This is a genomic window from Flavobacterium silvisoli, assembly GCF_004329815.1.
Lineage (GTDB): Bacteria > Bacteroidota > Bacteroidia > Flavobacteriales > Flavobacteriaceae > Flavobacterium > Flavobacterium silvisoli.
This window is the reverse complement of record NZ_SJPE01000011.1, coordinates 77727-95442: the sequence shown is the minus strand read 5'-3', so window position 1 is coordinate 95442 and position 17716 is coordinate 77727. Positions and strand designations below refer to the sequence as shown.

General features: G+C 36.9%; 22 protein-coding genes. 5 read left to right on the top strand and 17 right to left on the bottom strand.

Translation table 11 applies throughout. The features are described 5' to 3' along the window. Positions 1-40: 40 nt before the first annotated feature. Positions 41-1234, top strand: a complete 1194-nt coding sequence (locus tag EZL74_RS09835) for an LETM1-related biofilm-associated protein (protein ID WP_131476438.1) — start codon at positions 41-43, stop codon at positions 1232-1234. 52 nt (positions 1235-1286) lie between these two features. Here EZL74_RS09835 and EZL74_RS09830 read toward each other — a convergent pair whose 3' ends face one another. The 3 genes from EZL74_RS09830 to EZL74_RS09820 form a co-directional block, all read right to left on the bottom strand. Then, complete coding sequence (locus tag EZL74_RS09830) at positions 1287-1922, bottom strand: carbonic anhydrase family protein (protein ID WP_131476437.1); 636 nt, start codon at positions 1920-1922, stop codon at positions 1287-1289. A gap of 11 nt (positions 1923-1933) precedes the next feature. Next, positions 1934-3529: a SulP family inorganic anion transporter gene (locus EZL74_RS09825; protein ID WP_131476436.1), complete on the bottom strand. Its 1596-nt coding sequence runs from the start codon at positions 3527-3529 to the stop codon at positions 1934-1936. A 63-nt stretch (positions 3530-3592) separates the two neighbouring features. After that, positions 3593-3880: a hypothetical protein gene (locus tag EZL74_RS09820; protein ID WP_131476435.1), complete on the bottom strand. Its 288-nt coding sequence runs from the start codon at positions 3878-3880 to the stop codon at positions 3593-3595. Positions 3881-3993: 113 nt separating this feature from the next. On the opposite strand from EZL74_RS09820, the gene EZL74_RS09815 reads away from it, so the two are divergent. Further along, positions 3994-4935, top strand: coding sequence for a LysR substrate-binding domain-containing protein (locus tag EZL74_RS09815; RefSeq protein WP_131476434.1), 942 nt, complete (start codon positions 3994-3996; stop codon positions 4933-4935). Between the two features lie 32 nt (positions 4936-4967). Here the strand turns inward: EZL74_RS09815 and EZL74_RS09810 are convergent, their stop codons facing one another. The 6 genes from EZL74_RS09810 to EZL74_RS09785 form a co-directional block, all read right to left on the bottom strand. Beyond that, positions 4968-5162: a hypothetical protein gene (locus EZL74_RS09810; RefSeq protein WP_131476433.1), complete on the bottom strand. Its 195-nt coding sequence runs from the start codon at positions 5160-5162 to the stop codon at positions 4968-4970. A gap of 148 nt (positions 5163-5310) precedes the next feature. Next, positions 5311-5526 (bottom strand): hypothetical protein, encoded by a 216-nt coding sequence (locus EZL74_RS09805; RefSeq protein ID WP_131476432.1) that lies wholly within the window; start codon positions 5524-5526, stop codon positions 5311-5313. A gap of 111 nt (positions 5527-5637) precedes the next feature. Beyond that, complete coding sequence (locus tag EZL74_RS09800) at positions 5638-5835, bottom strand: hypothetical protein (RefSeq protein ID WP_131476431.1); 198 nt, start codon at positions 5833-5835, stop codon at positions 5638-5640. Between the two features lie 107 nt (positions 5836-5942). Continuing rightward, positions 5943-6614 carry a tRNA (5-methylaminomethyl-2-thiouridine)(34)-methyltransferase MnmD gene (mnmD, locus tag EZL74_RS09795; protein WP_131476430.1) on the bottom strand — a complete coding sequence of 224 codons (672 nt, stop codon included), beginning with the start codon at positions 6612-6614 and terminating at the stop codon, positions 5943-5945. 3 nt (positions 6615-6617) lie between these two features. Next, entirely contained in the window at positions 6618-7073 is a 456-nt protein-coding gene (locus EZL74_RS09790) for a hypothetical protein (RefSeq protein ID WP_131476429.1), read from the bottom strand. Positions 7074-7085: 12 nt separating this feature from the next. Next, a complete protein-coding gene (locus tag EZL74_RS09785; protein WP_131476428.1) occupies positions 7086-7589 on the bottom strand; it encodes a DUF4920 domain-containing protein in 504 nt (167 codons plus the stop codon). 274 nt (positions 7590-7863) lie between these two features. Between EZL74_RS09785 and EZL74_RS09780 the strand changes: the two genes are divergently transcribed. From EZL74_RS09780 to EZL74_RS09770, 3 genes are all read left to right on the top strand, one after another. Next, positions 7864-8928, top strand: coding sequence for a branched-chain amino acid aminotransferase (locus EZL74_RS09780; RefSeq protein ID WP_131476427.1), 1065 nt, complete (start codon positions 7864-7866; stop codon positions 8926-8928). A gap of 112 nt (positions 8929-9040) precedes the next feature. After that, a complete protein-coding gene (gene hemN, locus EZL74_RS09775) occupies positions 9041-10405 on the top strand; it encodes an oxygen-independent coproporphyrinogen III oxidase (RefSeq protein ID WP_131476426.1) in 1365 nt (454 codons plus the stop codon). A 40-nt stretch (positions 10406-10445) separates the two neighbouring features. Further along, positions 10446-11177 carry a sulfite exporter TauE/SafE family protein gene (locus EZL74_RS09770; RefSeq protein ID WP_131476425.1) on the top strand — a complete coding sequence of 244 codons (732 nt, stop codon included), beginning with the start codon at positions 10446-10448 and terminating at the stop codon, positions 11175-11177. A 48-nt stretch (positions 11178-11225) separates the two neighbouring features. Here EZL74_RS09770 and EZL74_RS09765 read toward each other — a convergent pair whose 3' ends face one another. The 8 genes from EZL74_RS09765 to ccoS are packed head-to-tail and all read right to left on the bottom strand — an operon-like array spanning position 11226 to position 17659. Then, complete coding sequence (locus tag EZL74_RS09765; RefSeq protein WP_131476424.1) at positions 11226-11456, bottom strand: YdcH family protein; 231 nt, start codon at positions 11454-11456, stop codon at positions 11226-11228. A gap of 27 nt (positions 11457-11483) precedes the next feature. After that, positions 11484-12188, bottom strand: coding sequence for a sulfite exporter TauE/SafE family protein (locus EZL74_RS09760; protein WP_131476423.1), 705 nt, complete (start codon positions 12186-12188; stop codon positions 11484-11486). Between the two features lie 3 nt (positions 12189-12191). Beyond that, positions 12192-12647 (bottom strand): FixH family protein, encoded by a 456-nt coding sequence (locus EZL74_RS09755; RefSeq protein ID WP_317125807.1) that lies wholly within the window; start codon positions 12645-12647, stop codon positions 12192-12194. A 15-nt stretch (positions 12648-12662) separates the two neighbouring features. Next, positions 12663-14081, bottom strand: a complete 1419-nt coding sequence (ccoG, locus tag EZL74_RS09750) for a cytochrome c oxidase accessory protein CcoG (RefSeq protein ID WP_131476422.1) — start codon at positions 14079-14081, stop codon at positions 12663-12665. Between the two features lie 33 nt (positions 14082-14114). After that, positions 14115-15056 (bottom strand): cbb3-type cytochrome c oxidase N-terminal domain-containing protein, encoded by a 942-nt coding sequence (locus tag EZL74_RS09745; protein WP_131476421.1) that lies wholly within the window; start codon positions 15054-15056, stop codon positions 14115-14117. A 19-nt stretch (positions 15057-15075) separates the two neighbouring features. Further along, entirely contained in the window at positions 15076-15243 is a 168-nt protein-coding gene (locus tag EZL74_RS09740) for a CcoQ/FixQ family Cbb3-type cytochrome c oxidase assembly chaperone (protein ID WP_131476420.1), read from the bottom strand. 7 nt (positions 15244-15250) lie between these two features. Next, a complete protein-coding gene (gene ccoN, locus EZL74_RS09735) occupies positions 15251-17434 on the bottom strand; it encodes a cytochrome-c oxidase, cbb3-type subunit I (protein ID WP_131476419.1) in 2184 nt (727 codons plus the stop codon). A gap of 3 nt (positions 17435-17437) precedes the next feature. Further along, positions 17438-17659 (bottom strand): cbb3-type cytochrome oxidase assembly protein CcoS, encoded by a 222-nt coding sequence (ccoS, locus tag EZL74_RS09730; RefSeq protein ID WP_131476418.1) that lies wholly within the window; start codon positions 17657-17659, stop codon positions 17438-17440. Between the last annotated feature and the right edge of the window lie 57 nt (positions 17660-17716).

Here is a 17716-nt window from a genome sequence, read left to right as displayed (position 1 = left end):
TCTAAAAATGATTTAGTTTTGCAGCATCAAATGATCAAAGATGATTAACCCCTCGGTTCACGGTTGGATAGATAAATATTTTGCAGAACAGCAACCTTTACCTCAAACTTTCAACAGTAATGAGGAGTTATTTTATACGCAAACCAGAGCTACCGGCTTTATATTTGGGCACATCATCAGTTTTGATACGCCCAGTCCTATTGAACAGCAAGACTGGTTGCCCGAAGAAATTTCGAAATTGGGTATGCTCAATACGCTTTTTCAGATGTATCGCCTTACCAGGCAAAATAATGATTTTGGTCATTTCATCAACGAAGCGGTAGCTTTTTACCATCTCTTGACTCCCAAAGGATTTAATCCGTTGCAAAAAATGTTGGCGAGCAGTTCTCCTTCGAGCAAATTGGAGAAAATCATACACGAAAGAGTACAAACCAACGAAGATTTATTCAGCAAAAATTTTTCACATGTCATTACCAATGCGCTGCTTTTTATTGACGTATTGGCTTTTAAGCAGTATTTAGAAAATGGCTCTTTGCCCGAAAAATATTTTAACCGTATTGAAGATACAGTCATCAGTGTGATTTCGCTTTCATTAAAAACCAAAACCGGAATTTCACCTCATGATGATTTACTGCTGAAACTGTTTGAATCTTCAGTAAGGTATAACAAATTCAGCCCAACCACCATTCCCAATGTTGAAAGTTTGGATTTGAGTTATCTGCAAAATGATCTGGAGAAATTTTACATCATTGATTTGGCCGGAATCAGTTTGTGGAGCGATGCTAAAGTTGAAAATGAAGAACGTTATTTTTTGTATAAACTGGGAGAACGGCTAAACATCCCCGATACTTTTGTATTAGAGAGCATTCATTTTGTCAACGAATTTATCTCTCAACACAAAGCGGAAATTCCGTATTTCAACAACTCGAATCCGGTTAAAAACTTTTATGATCAAACAACGGAAAGTGTTGTGGTGCTTATCAAAAGAAACAAAAACCGTTTCCTCAAAGAAATAACAGAGAGCAAAGAACTGATGCAGCTTTTGGCCAAATCAACCCATAAAGATTTGGATAAAGAAGAAAAGAAAAAAATCAAAAAACAATTGTTGGACATCTGTAAAACTGTGCCTTCGCTAACGATATTTCTTTTGCCGGGCGGCAGTTTGTTATTGCCTATTCTGATAAAATTCATTCCGAAAATGCTTCCTTCCGCTTTTAACGAAAACGAGGAATAAGAATAAAAAAAGTCGCTTTACAGCGACTTTTCTCTTCTTCATAGCAAATTAATTAATCATGGAGAATTTCTTTTAAGAATTCAACTTCACCGGTTTCTACGTCATAATAGCCTCCGGCAAAGCCAATTTCTCCATTATCGAACATCTCACGCAATACAGCGCTGCGATTTAATATTTCATCCATAACGTGAATTACGTTGAAGTGCGCCACTTCCTCCACAAATTCAGGTGACGTTTTCTCCGTTTTTCCCTGAACAGAAACTTCATTAATAGCCGGTTTAATTTTGGCCAATAAACCCGTCAAATTACCCAACTCAACTCCGGAACATGCTCCTTTGATAGCACCACATTTACTGTGACCGAGTACCATTACCAATTTGGAACCGGCGACTTTACAAGCAAACTCCATACTGCCTATAATGTCATCGTTCAGGATATTTCCGGCAATTCGGACACTGAAAACATCACCCAGTCCCTGGTCAAAAATCAGTTCAGCCGAAGTTCTTGAGTCTATACAGCTCAGGATAATCGCAAATGGCCACTGTCCATTTTTTGTGTCGTTGACCTGTTCTAAAAGATTGCGGTTCACTTTTAAATTGTTCATGAATCGCTTGTTTCCTTCTTTTAAAAACTGCAGGGCTTTATAAGGAGTTAAGGAAGATTGTGTTTCTAATGTATGTGCTTTCATATTATTTTTTTTTATTTGTGTTCAACAAAAACGTGTTTTTCTTCTTCGCCTGAATTTACTAAATCATACGATTCTTTAAACCCGACTAATTTAACTTTTATATTTTCATCTTCAGCTCTGATATTTTTGAATTCATTGATTAAATCCAATACATCGTGCGCAATATAAACGGTGTCCGAGGCATTAATGATTACCGAAGAATTCTCGGGTATAGCTGCCAAGGTTGATTTTATTGCAGCTTTATTGAGGAAAGAAACCTCCTGTGCCAAATCAATGTGAATGACATCACCATCTTTGTATTCATCTTTTCTGAATTGGTAAGCGCGTTTCATATTTCCTCTGACGATGAACAAAATGCTGATGATCATTCCCAGCGCAACACCTTTTAGTAAATCGGTAAAAACAACCGCTACAAAGGTAGCCATGAAAGGAATAAATTGATACTTTCCTTTGGTCCAAAAATGAACTATGTGTTTCGGATTGGCAAGTCGATATCCAACTAACAGTAAAATAGCGGCTAAAGTTGCTAACGGAATTTTATTCAGAATTGCCGGGATTGTTACAACACTTATTAACAATAAACCACCATGAATAATTGCAGACATTTTTGACTTAGCACCGGCATTATTGTTAGCCGAAGTTCTTACGACAACCGAAGTCATTGGCAAACCACCCAAAAGTGAACTCACTATGTTTCCGATACCCTGTGCCTTGAGCTCTACATTGGTATTTGTGTAGCGTTTTTGAGCATCCATTCTGTCGGCTGCTTCAATGCATAACAGTGTTTCAATCGAAGCTACTATTGCTATGGTTAGCGCTACTATCCACACTTTAACATTTACAATACCTGAAAAATCAGGCAGTAAAATAATATCTTTAAATTCGGAAAAAGATTGTGGAACCGGTAAGGAAACCAAATGCTGTTTTCCAATAGCCAGGCTACTGCCGTTTTGGATAAAGATTTCATTCAAAACAACACTGAAAACCACCGCAATTAAGGCCGCCGGAATCAATTTCACCTTTTGGAGAAAACCAAATTTTGTCCAACCAATCAAAATGAAAAGGGATAATACCGTAATAATAACCGAACCCAAATTAACCGCATTGAGAAAGGAGAAAAATTCTGAAAAAGCATAACTGCCATTTTCTTTCAAAAAGGATTCGTCACCTTCAAAATTGGCATCATAGCCTATAGCATGCGGAATTTGTTTCAGAAAAATGATAACGCCTATACCTGCCAACATTCCTTCTATGACACTGGTGGGAAAGTAGTTGGAAATAGAGCCGGCTTTTATAAAACCTAAAAGCAATTGAATAACTCCGGCTAAAACACCGGCTAAAAGAAACAATTCAAACGAACCTAAATCCGTTATAGCTGTTAACACTATAGCTGTTAACCCGGCAGCAGGACCGGAAACACTAATGTGGGATTGACTTAAATACCCCACTACAATTCCGCCAACAATACCCGAAATAATTCCTGCAAAAAGAGGTGCACCGCTGGCCAATGCAATACCCAGACACAAGGGTAAAGCCACGAGGAAAACCACTAAACCTGATGCAAAATCAGCTTTAAGGTTTGCCAAAAGATTAATTTTCTTTGTCATACCTGTAAATTTATTTAATACATAAACACTCCGATCACTCAGAACGAAGCAAAAACGGCTGTATTAAATCAACTCGGGAGGTGGTGAAAATATAGAAGAGAAAACATTATCGTGTTTGGATAAGTTTTCAAAAGTAATTTTAGCATTTTTTTGTTGACTCCAATCGAAGAATACAAAGGGCACATCACCATTTAAATTGGCTTTAATTTCTTTGCAGTTTTTGTGGATTTCCTCTTCGGAGAAATTGTAGAAGACAGAAACATCTGTGTTCTTTTCTATCAAAGTCACTATAGTTGGTGTTGAAAGAAAAGTAACAAACAAGAGTATTAATAATCCCGCTATGTGTTTCATATTGCAAAAGTAAACATTCAACTAATGAAAATACAACTGTTATAAAAAATTTAACACCTAATTGCCATAATCCAAATTGATAGGTTTTATATTTGTATAAAATTTTACTATAAATGACTATTACTCAACTTAAATACGTGTTGGCTGTAGCCGAACATAAAAATTTTACCCTAGCAGCCGAGAAGTGTTTTGTAACACAACCTACCCTGAGCATGCAGATTCAAAAAATTGAAGAAGAGCTTGATGTTCAGATTTTTGACCGAACCAAAAAACCCATTCAACTTACAGAAATTGGGCAAAAAATTGTCAACCAATCTAAAAATATCGTCAACGAAGCCGAACGAATTCAGGATATAGTTGACCAGCAGAAGGGTTTTATAGGTGGAGAATTTCGTTTGGGCATCATCCCCACTATAATGCCTACGCTACTCCCTATGTTTCTGAATAATTTTATCAAAAAGTACCCCAAAGTAAAACTGATCATTGAAGAGTTAAACACCAATGACATCATCGAAAAACTGAAAAACGGACATTTAGATGCAGCCATTGCCGCTACACCTTTGGAGGAAGAAAAAATAAAAGAAATTGTCTTGTATTTTGAGCCATTTGTGGCATATATACCTGAAAATAATCCGGCTCACCATAAAAAAGAAATCAGCATCGACGATTTAAATATAGACGAAATTTTATTATTGCAGGACGGTCATTGCTTCAGAGACGGAATTTTAAATTTATGTAAAAATCAAAATCAAAACGAAAAGAATCACTTTCAACTTGAAAGCGGTAGTTTTGAGACTCTGATTAAATTAGCGGATGAAGGTTTAGGCATAACACTTCTGCCCTACCTACATACCATGAATCTAAGCGAAAAGGACCAACAAAAATTAAGACATTTTGCAGAGCCGAAACCGGCACGTGAAGTAAGTCTGATTTATCCTAAAAATGAATTAAAAATTCACATTATTGATGCCTTAAGAAACACGATTTCGGGCATTATAAAAGGAGCCATTACTTTTCAAAACGTTCAAATCATCAGTCCACTACAAAAAAAATAAGGAGCTGTTGCACCAACTCCTTATTTTTTCTGTTAACTAACTACAGATAAACATTGCTTCAATTCGGGATGTTCATTAGTGAAATATTGAAGCCATTTTTTTAATTGTTCGACCTCATAGGGCAGTAAATTTTTAACTGCTTTTTTTAATTCTTTAGCAAAAAGAATCGGATCGAAGCTCACTCTTTCGAGTACCGATTTTGTGTAATCATAAATCATTCTAGGCATAATAGTTAAGATTTGGGGTTATCTTAGTGTAAGAACGTTTAGTAAATGTAAAACAAAAAAAGATTTACTGCAACATTTTTCATCAAAAAACATCGTTAAAACACGTATTTAATCGTTAAAATACAATTTTAATATATTTTTTAAAGATTTAACTTACTAACTTGTTTTTATCCAAATACTCATAGAGCCAATTTTTTAATTCGGGTTTATCGGCCGTAAAATAAAACAACCAATTTATTAGTTTATCCCATTCATAAGGCATTAATCGCTTTGACGCCTTTATTAATTCTTTGTAAAAAAGTGACTTATTGCTGCTCACTTTTGTGATGGCTGATTTTGTGTAATCATATAGCATTTGTCCCATGACTTTCAAATTTAAAGTTACTACACCTATATGCATGAAAACAAGTAAATCAGATTTTTCCCTGCCATTAAACCATAAAAAAAGGAACCATTTAAGTTCCTTTTAGTTTTATTAATTATTAATACGCAACACACAATGTTGCAATTCGGGTTTTTCTTTGGTAAATTGTAAAAGCCATGATGTTAGTTCTTCTAACTCGTAAGGCAATAATACTTTAAAGGCTTTTTCAAGCTCTTTGGTAAAAAGAGAGGCATCAAAACTTACTCTTTTCAATACAGACTTGGTGTAGTCTAACATTGATTTGGACATAAAAAGTAATTAGATTAGGTTAAATGTGATTAAGTAAGAACGAATTTTTATATCTCAAATTTAATTAATCTGTTTCGATTTAAAGTTAAAAATTACCTTGTAAAATGTTAAAGTTTGTCTGTTGTTTTGATTGCTCGTAACATTTCTCTTTTACCCGGAGCCCCCGGTAGTTTTTGCACGGTAAAACCCGCTGTTTGCATAGCCGATTTAATAGCCGTACGACAGGCATAAGTGACCAATACTCCGTTGGGCTTCAAAGCAGTATACATTTTGGCAAAAACAGCTTCTGACCATAATTCGGGTTGCACACGAAAACCAAAAGCATCAAAGTAAATCAAATCAAAAGACGCTTCATCACTAATATCCTGAAAAAATTGTTTACGTTTAGTCAGGGTAAAATTTTCTGAAATCACATTTTTCCGTTCCCAATCAACTTCATGCAGTTGTCTGAAAACAGTATTTTCAGATGCTTGAATTTCGTGAGCATAATTCATTTGTAAAGCTTCATCTAAAAGAACAGGATAAGCCTCTACTCCAACATAATCAACATTCTGATTATTCTTTTTAGATTCTAAATAAGTAATAAAACAATTCAGTCCGGTACCAAAACCGATTTCTAAAACAGTAATGGGTCTTCCCTCAAACAGAGAAAACCCATTTTTTATAAACACATGATATGCTTCTTGTATGGCACCGTGTTTTGAATGATAACTTTCATTCCATTCCGGTAAATGTATGGTGGTCGAACCATCATTGGTTTTGATGATTTCTCTTTTCAAAATCTACTCGATATACAGTTTTTTAATTCTAGGAATAGGCCCTCCACATTTTTGTTGATGACACTGAATACAGGCATCCACTCCGGCATTAAAATGCACCTTGGCATTCTTTGGATCTTTATAAATAAGTTCCTGTGCTTTGATAAATTTTGCAGCTTGCTCTTTGAAAAAAGCATCGTTATCAGAATCATCAGTCATTACAGCTTTATGAATTTTGAGGAAATGCTGAGGAAACTGACCAATAGTGTCGCCCTTTTTTATACGCTCTTTCAGTCGTTGATTATCTACATACATCTGTTCCATCAAAGCAGCCATTTCTGACATTTGATACATTTCGAGCTTTTTGCCCGAACCCGATGTACATTCCTTCTTCTCTTCTTTTTTTACTTCCTTCTTTTCTTCCTTTTTTTGGCAAGAAAACAAACTCATCGCAACAACAACTAAGATTATCTTTTTCATGTTGTTCAGGGATTATTTTTTGATATAAACACCCTCTGCAGTAAACGAGTAAGTAACCTCGGGCTTAGTGATTTTAGCAATTTCAGCAGCCGATTTTCCGCCGTCTTTGGCATAATGTCTTAACTCATCAACCGATACTACGTCAACAAAAGCTTTTCCGTTTACAATGGCTGTACTGTTATCTGCGTTCAACGGAACAAAGAATCCGTAATCTTTAAATTTCACAAATGATTCATCATCACCGGCCAATTCCATTTTCATCCAACATCCTTTCTTTTTACAAACCGCCTTGATATTAGATTCAAATTGCACAGCAATAGTATCACCCTTTTTGAGGTTTTTGTACTTTTTTAGCATTTGGTCTTTGGTCAAAATCTTGCCTACTTTAAATTTCTGACCAAATAAAGCATAGTCTTTACTGTCAAATTTCTTTGATGTTTTAGCCGTTGACTGTGCCATGGCGGTAACACCCACAAACAGTGTTAAAGCAAGAAAAATAGTTTTTATTGTTCTCATAAGTTAAGTTTTTTTAATTGTGATACAAATGTAAACAGATAAACAAATCCACATAATGATTTGAAGATTAATTTTATGAATCCAGTTAAAATTAACTTGTGCCATTGAGGATAACTATCGGGATTTGGAAAAATTTTCACACTTGCCCAAGACAATTATATTTTTATTAGTTTTACAGAAAAATAACAACACAACACTAATTCTCAAGAAACAGAATTAAGTATTTGATTATGATATACTTACATTCTAATCCTGATTAAAAAAAATCTGAAATATGTTAAAAAACTCCTCTGAAATCGACATTACAAGAGTTACTCAATCCAAAATTAAAGACGTCGATTTTGAAAATCTTACCTTCGGAAATGTATTCACAGACCATATGTTGATATGCGATTACAAAGAAGGAAAATGGCAAAAACCCATCATCAAACCTTATGAACCTTTTCTGATTGATCCGTCAGCCAAGGTTTTTCATTACGGTCAGGCTATTTTTGAAGGAATGAAAGCCTATAAGGATGAAAACGATGATGTTTGGCTATTCAGACCTGATCAGAATTTAGACCGATTCAATAAGTCAGCCATACGATTAGCAATGCCCGAAATATCAGAACATATATTTATTGACGGCTTAAAAACCTTGGTGGATATGGAAAGAGACTGGGTAAAAAAAGGATTGGGAAATACCTTGTACATCAGACCTTTTATGATTGCCATAGGTTCGGGCGTTATTGCACAACCTTCCACACAATACCGATTCATGATTATTCTTTCGCCTGCCCGTTCTTATTACTCTGGAGAGGTAAAAGTTACCATTGCTGAACACTTCAGCAGAGCGGCCAATGGTGGAATCGGTGCGGCCAAAGCTGCCGGAAACTACTCCGCTCAGTTTTATCCGCAGAAATTAGCTCAGGAACAAGGATTTCAACAAATCATTTGGACGGATGATGCCACACATACCAAATTGGAAGAAGCCGGAACCATGAATGTATTTTTCCGAATCAATGACACGATTTACACCGCACCGGTTAGTGAGAGAATTTTAGACGGAGTAACCCGTAAAAGTTTGATTGAACTGGCTAAACGCGAAGGCATCAAAGTTGAAGAACGTTCGGTATTGGTAGATGAATTGGTAGTTGCCGCCAAAGACGGAAGCCTCAAAGAGATTTTCGGAGCCGGAACCGCCGCAGTCGTGAGCCCAATCGTAGGTTTTCAATACAAAGAAACTTATTACGAACTGCCTAAAACAGAAGACTCTATTGCTTTACAACTAAAAGATAAATTGACGAAAATTCAATACAAACTGGCCGAAGACACCTTTGGCTGGACCGTAAAAATCTAATAGATAATTCGAACGAAAATCCTCTTAACAGAGGATTTTTTGTTTCTATGATAATTGTCATTTTTATTCTGTCAAAGGGCTGTTAATTTTGACTTTGCAAATAATTTTAGGTATGGCAATTTCATTAGTACAAAAATACAACGTTCCCGGTCCGAGGTATACCAGTTATCCTACGGTTCCCTATTGGGATGAAAGTACTTTTACCCCACAATTATGGGAAACAACATTCATCAAAAGTTTTAAAAAAAGCAATGCAAATGAGGGTATCAGCCTTTATATCCATTTGCCTTTTTGCGAAAGCCTTTGCACTTTTTGCGGGTGTCATAAACGCATAACCAAACGACATGAGGTAGAGCATCCCTACATAGATGCTGTTCTAAAAGAATGGCAATTGTATTGTGATTTGTTTCCGGAGAAACCCATTATCAGAGAGATTCATTTAGGAGGCGGTACACCAACTTTTTTTTCACCCGATAATTTAGAACGATTGATTCTCGGAATTTTAAGTCGGGCCAAAAAAGCAGCTCAACACGAATTCAGTTTTGAAGGACATCCTAATAATACAACTCGAGCACATCTTCAAAAATTATATGATTTAGGCTTTCGCAGAGTCAGTTTTGGTGTGCAGGATTATGCCGAGAAAGTACAAACAGCCATCCATCGCATACAGCCGTTTCACAATGTTGCAAAGGTTACTTTTTGGGCTCGTGAAATTGGATACACCTCTATTTCGCATGATTTGGTTTTTGGCTTGCCGTTTCAAACACTGGAAAATGTGATTGATACGATAGACAAAACCAATTCATTGGCTCCCGACAGATTAGCGTTTTACAGTTATGCACACGTTCCCTGGATAAAAGGCAACGGGCAACGCGGATTTAAAGATGAAGATGTCCCTAAAGATGAAGCCAAACGCGAATTATATGAAGTGGGAAAAGAATTACTGGCGCAAAAAGGCTATCATGAAATCGGGATGGATCATTTTGCTTTGGTTAATGACAGCATGTATACGGCTTTCAAAGAGGGAAAATTGCACCGCAATTTCATGGGATATACTGCATCTAAGACTCAACTGATGATTGGTTTGGGTGTTTCATCTATCAGCGACAGTTGGTATGCGTTCGCTCAAAATGAGAAAGAACTGGAAGCTTATTATAGCCGTTTAGCCCATAACGAATTAGCGGTATTCAGAGGTCATGTTTTAAGCTCTGAGGATCTAATCATTCGAAAACATATTCTGAATCTGATGTGCCGATTTACTACTTCTTGGAAAAACGACGACACAACTTTTTCAGCATTGCCTGAAGTCCTCAACCGTTTAGCTGAAATGGAAAAAGATGGTTTAGTCAGACTTTATGAAGATCACATAACCGTAACCGACAAAGGAAAACCTTTTGTGCGCAACATTTGCATGGCCTTTGACTTGAAATTACAACGCAATGTTCCAAAAACCCAATTGTTTTCTATGACAATTTAAGTGCTTTTCAGTACCTTTATTTGTTTCTAAAACTACCCTATTGGATTATTTGATTTACTTTATTCTATTGGCACTCCTGGCAGAAATTTTGGGAACTGTCGGAGGTTTCGGTTCTTCTTTATTTTTTATTCCGATTGCCGGTTATTTTTTAGATTTTCACTCCGTTTTGGGTGTAACAGCTTTGTTTCACGTATTGAGTAACACGACCAAAATTGCTTTTTTTCATAAAGGTTTTGACAAAAAACTGATCGTCAGTTTGGGAATTCCCGCAGTTGTCTTTGTTATTATAGGTGCCTATCTGAGTCAATTTATAGCTACCCAATGGCTGGAAATGAGTTTGGCTGTTTTCCTGATAGCATTGAGTTCACTTTTTCTCATTTTTAAAAATATCGTCATCAAACCTACTCACCTGAACAGTGTGGGTGGCGGAATAGCCTCAGGGTTTGTTGCCGGAATATTAGGTACAGGAGGGGCCATCAGAGGGATAACTTTAGCGGCTTTTAACTTAAAAATGGAGATTTTTATAGCTACTTCAGCCATCATTGATTTGGCAATAGACAGTAGCAGAGCAGTCGTTTACGGATTCAATGGATACATTCACAAAGACGACTTGTATTTAATTCCTATACTTTTGGTGGTGAGCATCTTTGGAACTTACATTGGCAAAAAAATATTGACTAAAATATCTGAAGAACAATTTAAAAAAACGGTGTTGGTCTTGATTTTAATCACCGGAATTACGACTGCCGCTCGTGTCATACATGCCTTATAAAATAAAAAAAGCACGTCAATTACGTGCTTTTTTTCAAATTGAATTGTTTTATTTATTCAAATGAGCATAAATCTCATCTTTAATGAATAACAATTTGGCTTTTAACTCGTGAATAAAATTATCATTGGCAACTTCTGAACCCATATTAATGCGGTGGATTTGATGTTCTATTTCATGGTATTCATCAAATAATTTTCTGAAATGCTCATCCGAAATTTTAAGTTCGTGAATTTTTTCCTTGTGTTCTGGGAATTCGTGTAATAAATCGTGTTTTTCCATACTATATTATTTTGGTGATTATTATTCTTATCTGTGGCAATTAGCCACTGCCTGCACAAACAAATGCACATTGCCGGGCGATATGTAAGCAATATCTAACCCCATGCCTCTCAAGATAAAGAGCATCCCAATTACAACTGTAACTATAGGTACAGCCTTTTGAAGTTTATTGCGAAAAGGCAAGGCTAAAAAATTGGCCACATAAACTACAGCACTCATCAACGGAATGGTTCCTACTCCATAGAGTATCATGTATAGTGTACTTCCTGTAATATTTTGCATGGCTATGGCTCCAAATAAAGCGGCATAAACCAACCCGCAAGGTAGCAAACCATTAAACAAACCTATGGTAAACAAAGCATCGGGGGATTTTCTTTTGAACTGTTGCCCCAAACTGCTTTTTACTTTTGATATGGCTGTATAAATTGGTCTTGAGAAATTATATTTGGCAAAAATTTTCTCAGGCACCACTGCAATGGCAATCATCAAAACTCCAACCGCTATAGAAATGTGTTGCTGAATCCCTGCCAAATACAACCCTTTCCCCAATAATCCGAAAAGAAACCCAAGCGTAGCGTATGATGTCAATCTTCCTGCGTGATACAACATGATTTGAATTGCTTTCTTGGCCGAATTGTTTCGGGAAACCGGTAACATCATAGCTATAGGGCCACACATGCCAATACAGTGCAGGCTGGAGATTAATCCGAATATGAGAGCCGTGTAAAGCATGACTTACTGAAAATACAGTTGCTCTTTATTCAAATAGGATTTGCCTTCATAGGTCCATTCTACAGCAATATCCCAAAGACCGCCCACCAGATTATTTTTAGGTATGAGCAAATCGGAGTTAGAAAGTGTAATTGGGTTAACAAAGTCTAACTTTTTGTTGGACGGTCTGTAAAGGGATACTTTTCCTTCTATTTTTTTAAAATCTAAATCTTTCGGAAAGCTAATCAATATACCTTCCGTAGTGTTACTGATGGTTAGTTTCTGACTCAAAGCTTTGGCATTTTGTTCGCTGTCGATGTCACTCTGAACTGTTGCCTCTTTCTTATAATATTCATCCGTTACTAACTCATTATCGTACTTGCTGTCCGATTGTACCCGGAATACAAAAAACAATATAAAACTCATAAATAATGCAAACGCTATAACGATTGCAGTTCCCCAATTAATTTTAATTCTCATACCTATTTATTTTTGTTACTCGAAACTTCTCGGCCCAAGGAAATTGGTGACTTCAGTATCGATTAACTTGTTATCATTATAAACATCTAATGTCAGTTTGGTCTTATCACTCTCCAGTAATGCTTCTTTTATTTCAATAAACAGTGTCCCTTCGGTAATACCTTCTTTAGGCACCTTGAAATAGCGCGACCCAACCATTTTCACTTCTCCTTTTTGATTGGCCAATTCAATATGCACTTTATCAAAATTAATCGAAGTTTTATTGACAATTTTGAACGTGTACACATTACTGATTTTATCGCCTTTACGTTGAAACAATTGTCCCGGAAGGCGCAATATGGTGGCTTCTACCTCATTTCTTAAAAACAACATACCAATGAACACTCCGGTTAATATAGCCAAAATTGCTACGTAGCCTTTCATTCTGTTGGTAAAGACGAACTTTTCTTTTTTGACAATTTCGTCTTCACTGGCGTATCGGATTAAGCCTTTAGGCAAGCCCACGTTCTCCATCATACTGTCGCATACATCAATGCAGGCTGTACAATTGACACACTCCAGTTGTGTTCCGTTTCTGATATCTATTCCGGTTGGACAAACATGTACACACAAACTGCAGTCAATACAATCACCTTTACCCGAAGCAGCTCGATCTTCTTTTTTATTGAATTTGGCTCTTCCTTTTTCTTTTTCTCCCCTTACGTGATCATAAGCGACATTAATGGATTTGTTATCCAATAAAACTCCCTGCATTCTTCCGTAAGGACAGGCTATGATACATACCTGCTCTCTGAACCAGGCATAGATAAAATAAAAAACACCTGTAAAAATTAATAAAGCTATGAGCGTTGATTTGTTGTTGGTTGGTCCTTCTTTTATGAGTTGAATCAACTTATCGCTGCTAATCAAATAGGCCAAAAATACATTGGCAATCCAAAACGAAATCACAAAAAAGATAAACCATTTGGTCAATCGCTTTCTTATTTTTTCAGCATTCCATTCTTGTTTATCCAGCCGAATTTGGGCTCCGCGGTCACCGTCAATCCAGAATTCAATTCGACGGAATACCATTTCCATAAAAATGGTTTGGGGGCAAAACCAACCGCAAAAGATGCGTCCGAAGGCTACTGTAAAGAGCGTTAATCCGACAACTCCAATAATCATAATGATTACGAATATGTGAAAATCCTGTGGCCAAAAAGGAAAACCAAACAGATTAAAACGACGCTCTAACACGTTGAACATCAAAAACTGGTGATGGTTTATCTTTATAAAAGGTGCAGAAAACAGAAACAGCAGCAAGAAGTAACTCAACCATTTTCTGCGCTCGTATAACTTTCCTTTTGGTATTTTCGGAAAAATCCAAGCTCTTTTACCTTTGGCATCAATAGTACTTATACTATCTCTAAAACTTTCATCGTGCTCGTCGGACATTTTTTATAATTTTAATAATCGCGTTTAATTCAATTATTTCGCGGCTACTTTAGTACTGTCAGTAACAGCTGTAGCGGCAGGAGCAGCAGCTCCGTCTTCTTTCCATTCTTTAGCTTCCGGCTCTGTCGGTTTAGGATCTTTCGGATTGGTTCCTTGTAATGACAGTACATAACTGGCTACTTTTTGTATATCAGAAGGTTTGATGGTAGCTTTCCAGGCAACCATTCCTTTTCCGTCGCGTCCGCCTTCCATAATAGTGTTGAATACATTTTTGATTCCGCCACCGTTTATCCAGTAGTTATCGGTTAAGTTTGGACCAATCTGCCCTCCACCGTCAGCTCTGTGACAAGCTATACAATTGGTTTGAAAAATTGCTTTACCGGCAGCAATACTTGGCGCATCAGTTAGTAGAGTCACTTTATCTTTGCTCATCATATCCGGAGCTGTTTTCATGTAAGCATCAACTGCCGCTTTGGCTTCATTCATTTCGGTTTGAAATTCCTGATCTTGGTTGTAATCACCCATGATGTGGAAACGAACCAAATATATACCTGCGAATATGATGGTTCCGTAGAATAGATACACCCACCACGGTGGCAAAACATTGTCTAACTCACGAATTCCGTCATAATTATGGTCGAGCATCACATCGGCTTCCTGTTCAACACTTTTGGAACGGGTTAGTTTTTTCAAGATATTTTTATAGAAAGTACTTTCGGTGAAAGGAACAGATTGCGCTTCATCCAATTGTTTTTTCTGTTCTTCCGTCAACATGTGGTAAGTAACGTTGTCAACCGCACTGACTACCATTTCAATGGCAATCAGCAAGAAGAGAAACACTACTAAAAACAAGGCGACCATAGGGTATTTGATAAAAGCTGGTCGGTCGCCAGAGTCGATGAAATACTCTAATGCTGCAAATACACAGACAAAGATCAACGGAACTCTGACATATACTGGGATTAATTTTTTCATGATTATAACTTTTGGTTTATTATTCTTTGATAGGAAGTTCACTCATTTCCTGAATCTTTTCTTTTTTATAGGTAAAGACCCAAAAGAACAGACCCACAAAAAATGTAAAGCAAATCAGCAGAGAAATAATCGGATAAATGGCTACTCCGGCTATTGACTCTAAATTGTGTTGAACAAACTTTAACATGGCTTTACTATTTATTATCTTTTACTTTAATATCTGTTCCTAATCGCTGTAAGTAAGCAATCAAAGCAACGATTTCTCTGTCTTTCATCGGAACGAAAGTTTCTCCTTTAGTCAAAGCTTTTGCTTTACTGGCCTCATACGACTTTACAAAGTCGGGATCATTGTGCAGATTTTGTTCGATAGTTGCAGCCTGCGTTTCTATACTTTGTTTCGCATTAGCAATGTCAGCTTCTGTATACGGAACTCCTAATGTTTGCATCACTCTCATTTTAGCTTCGGTAGTTGAGTAATCCATAGCTTTATTGTCAAACAACCATTTGTAAGCCGGCATTATTGAACCTGGTGAAATACTTTGCGGATTCCACATGTGATTGAAATGCCAGTTGTCATTGTACTTACCTCCTTCTCTGTGCAAATCCGGACCGGTACGTTTAGAACCCCATAAGAACGGGTGATCATACACATACTCTCCTGATTTGGAATAATCACCGTAACGCACTACTTCTGAACGGAAAGGACGAATCATTTGAGAGTGACAACCCACACAACCTTCACGGATATACAAATCACGACCTTGTAATTCAAGCGGTGTATATGGTTTTACAGCGGCTATAGTTGGAATGTTTGATTTTACCATAATGGTTGGCACAATTTGTATAACACCTCCAATTAAGATAGCAATTGTTGCCAAAATAGTTAACTGGATAGGACGTCTTTCTAACCAAGGGTGGAATTTTTCACCTTTTAATCTTCCGGTTGAAATTTTGGCTAATTCAGGTGCTTCGGCTAATTCATCTTCAACTGCACTACCTTGTTTAACGGTTTTTACAACGTTGTAAATCAATACAATCATACCTATTAAATACAAAGAACCTCCAATAGCTCTCATCCAATACATTGGCATAATTTGCGTAACGGTTTCTAAGAAGTTACCATATTGCAAGGTACCGTCCGGTTTGAATTGTTTCCACATTGAGGCCTGTGTAAATCCGGCCACATACATTGGTAAAGCATACAACACGATACCTAAAGTTCCAATCCAAAAATGGAAGTTGGCTAATTTTTCAGAGTATAAAGTAGTTTTAGTCAAACGAGGAATCAACCAATAAATCATACCGAAGATTAGGAATCCGTTCCAGGCTAATGCTCCCACGTGTACGTGAGCAATAATCCAGTCGGTAAAGTGGGCAATTGCGTTAACGTTTTTAAGCGATAACATCGGACCTTCAAATGTAGCCATACCATAACCGGTAATGGCAACTACGAAAAATTTCAAAACTGAATCGGTACGCACTTTGTCCCAAACTCCTCTAAGAGTTAACAAACCATTAATCATACCACCCCATGATGGTGCAATCAACATAACTGAGAAAACAACCCCTAAGTTTTGTGCCCAATCCGGTAAAGAGGAGTACAACAAGTGGTGAGGTCCAGCCCAGATGTAAATGAAAATCAAAGACCAGAAGTGGATGATGGAAAGTCGGTAAGAATAGACTGGACGGTTAGCGGCTTTTGGTACAAAATAGTACATCATTCCCAAGAAAGGCGTAGTAAGGAAAAAAGCAACCGCATTATGTCCGTACCACCATTGTACTAAGGCGTCTTGTACTCCGGCATAAACCGAATAACTTTTTAAGGCAGTAACGGGCAATTCTAAACTATTGAAAATATGCAACACTGCAACGGTAACAAAAGTAGCAATGTAGAACCAGATGGCCACATACAAGTGACGCTCTCTTCTCTTTAAAATAGTACCAATCATGTTGATACCAAAGGCAACCCAAATCAACGCAATGGCAATATCAATTGGCCATTCCAATTCGGCGTATTCTTTAGAAGATGTGTATCCTAACGGAAGCGTGATTGCTGCCGCTACGATAATCAACTGCCATCCCCAAAAGTGAAGATTGCTTAAAAAATTACTGTACATTCTGGCCTTCAGCAAGCGTTGCAAAGAGTAATACACTCCGGCAAACATGGCATTACCCACAAAGGCAAAAATTACTGCATTGGTATGTAAAGGTCTCAATCGACCGAAGCTTAAAAACGAAATCCCGTCAGTTAAGTTCGGAAAAAGAAAAAATAAGGCCAATAAAAGCCCCACCAGCATACCTACAAGACCAAATACGATAGTCGCGTAGATGAACTTCTTTACAATTTTGTTGTCGTAATAAAATTGTTGCATTTCCATTGTTTAAATTATTTTGGTTTTTATTTTAGTTTGGATATTCTCTTTTTTTGAAGTCGGAAGCTCTTTTTTGCCACTCCCTTTTACCAACTCATCGTCAAAAAGCATTCGGACAGATGGGGTATAATCATCGTCATACTGACCCGTCTTCACGGCTCTCAAAAAAGCGTACAAAAACACTATCGCGACAATGATACTGATGGAAATTAATAAATAAATGACACTCATACCTCTAATTTGTGTAAGCAAAGTTACTCTTGGAACTACTCTTAAAATATGATAAAT

Excerpts from the sequence above, each read along its gene's own strand:
- EZL74_RS09805 (WP_131476432.1), bottom strand. The coding sequence starts at position 5,526 with ATGGGACAAATGCTATATGATTACACAAAATCAGCCATCACAAAAGTG.
- EZL74_RS09800 (WP_131476431.1), bottom strand. The coding sequence starts at position 5,835 with ATGTCCAAATCAATGTTAGACTACACCAAGTCTGTATTGAAAAGAGTA.
- EZL74_RS09785 (WP_131476428.1), bottom strand. The coding sequence starts at position 7,589 with ATGAGAACAATAAAAACTATTTTTCTTGCTTTAACACTGTTTGTGGGT.
- EZL74_RS09745 (WP_131476421.1), bottom strand. The coding sequence starts at position 15,056 with ATGAAAAAATTAATCCCAGTATATGTCAGAGTTCCGTTGATCTTTGTC.
- EZL74_RS09765 (WP_131476424.1), bottom strand. The coding sequence starts at position 11,456 with ATGGAAAAACACGATTTATTACACGAATTCCCAGAACACAAGGAAAAA.
- EZL74_RS09830 (WP_131476437.1), bottom strand. The coding sequence starts at position 1,922 with ATGAAAGCACATACATTAGAAACACAATCTTCCTTAACTCCTTATAAA.
- ccoG (WP_131476422.1), bottom strand. The coding sequence starts at position 14,081 with ATGTCCGACGAGCACGATGAAAGTTTTAGAGATAGTATAAGTACTATT.
- EZL74_RS09815 (WP_131476434.1), top strand. The coding sequence starts at position 3,994 with ATGACTATTACTCAACTTAAATACGTGTTGGCTGTAGCCGAACATAAA.
- EZL74_RS09825 (WP_131476436.1), bottom strand. The coding sequence starts at position 3,529 with ATGACAAAGAAAATTAATCTTTTGGCAAACCTTAAAGCTGATTTTGCA.
- EZL74_RS09835 (WP_131476438.1), top strand. The coding sequence starts at position 41 with ATGATTAACCCCTCGGTTCACGGTTGGATAGATAAATATTTTGCAGAA.
- EZL74_RS09780 (WP_131476427.1), top strand. The coding sequence starts at position 7,864 with ATGTTAAAAAACTCCTCTGAAATCGACATTACAAGAGTTACTCAATCC.
- EZL74_RS09760 (WP_131476423.1), bottom strand. The coding sequence starts at position 12,188 with ATGCTTTACACGGCTCTCATATTCGGATTAATCTCCAGCCTGCACTGT.
- EZL74_RS09790 (WP_131476429.1), bottom strand. The coding sequence starts at position 7,073 with ATGAAAAAGATAATCTTAGTTGTTGTTGCGATGAGTTTGTTTTCTTGC.
- EZL74_RS09810 (WP_131476433.1), bottom strand. The coding sequence starts at position 5,162 with ATGCCTAGAATGATTTATGATTACACAAAATCGGTACTCGAAAGAGTG.
- ccoN (WP_131476419.1), bottom strand. The coding sequence starts at position 17,434 with ATGGAAATGCAACAATTTTATTACGACAACAAAATTGTAAAGAAGTTC.
- EZL74_RS09755 (WP_317125807.1), bottom strand. The coding sequence starts at position 12,647 with ATGAGAATTAAAATTAATTGGGGAACTGCAATCGTTATAGCGTTTGCA.
- ccoS (WP_131476418.1), bottom strand. The coding sequence starts at position 17,659 with ATGAGTGTCATTTATTTATTAATTTCCATCAGTATCATTGTCGCGATA.
- EZL74_RS09820 (WP_131476435.1), bottom strand. The coding sequence starts at position 3,880 with ATGAAACACATAGCGGGATTATTAATACTCTTGTTTGTTACTTTTCTT.
- EZL74_RS09740 (WP_131476420.1), bottom strand. The coding sequence starts at position 15,243 with ATGTTAAAGTTTGTTCAACACAATTTAGAGTCAATAGCCGGAGTAGCC.
- hemN (WP_131476426.1), top strand. The coding sequence starts at position 9,041 with ATGGCAATTTCATTAGTACAAAAATACAACGTTCCCGGTCCGAGGTAT.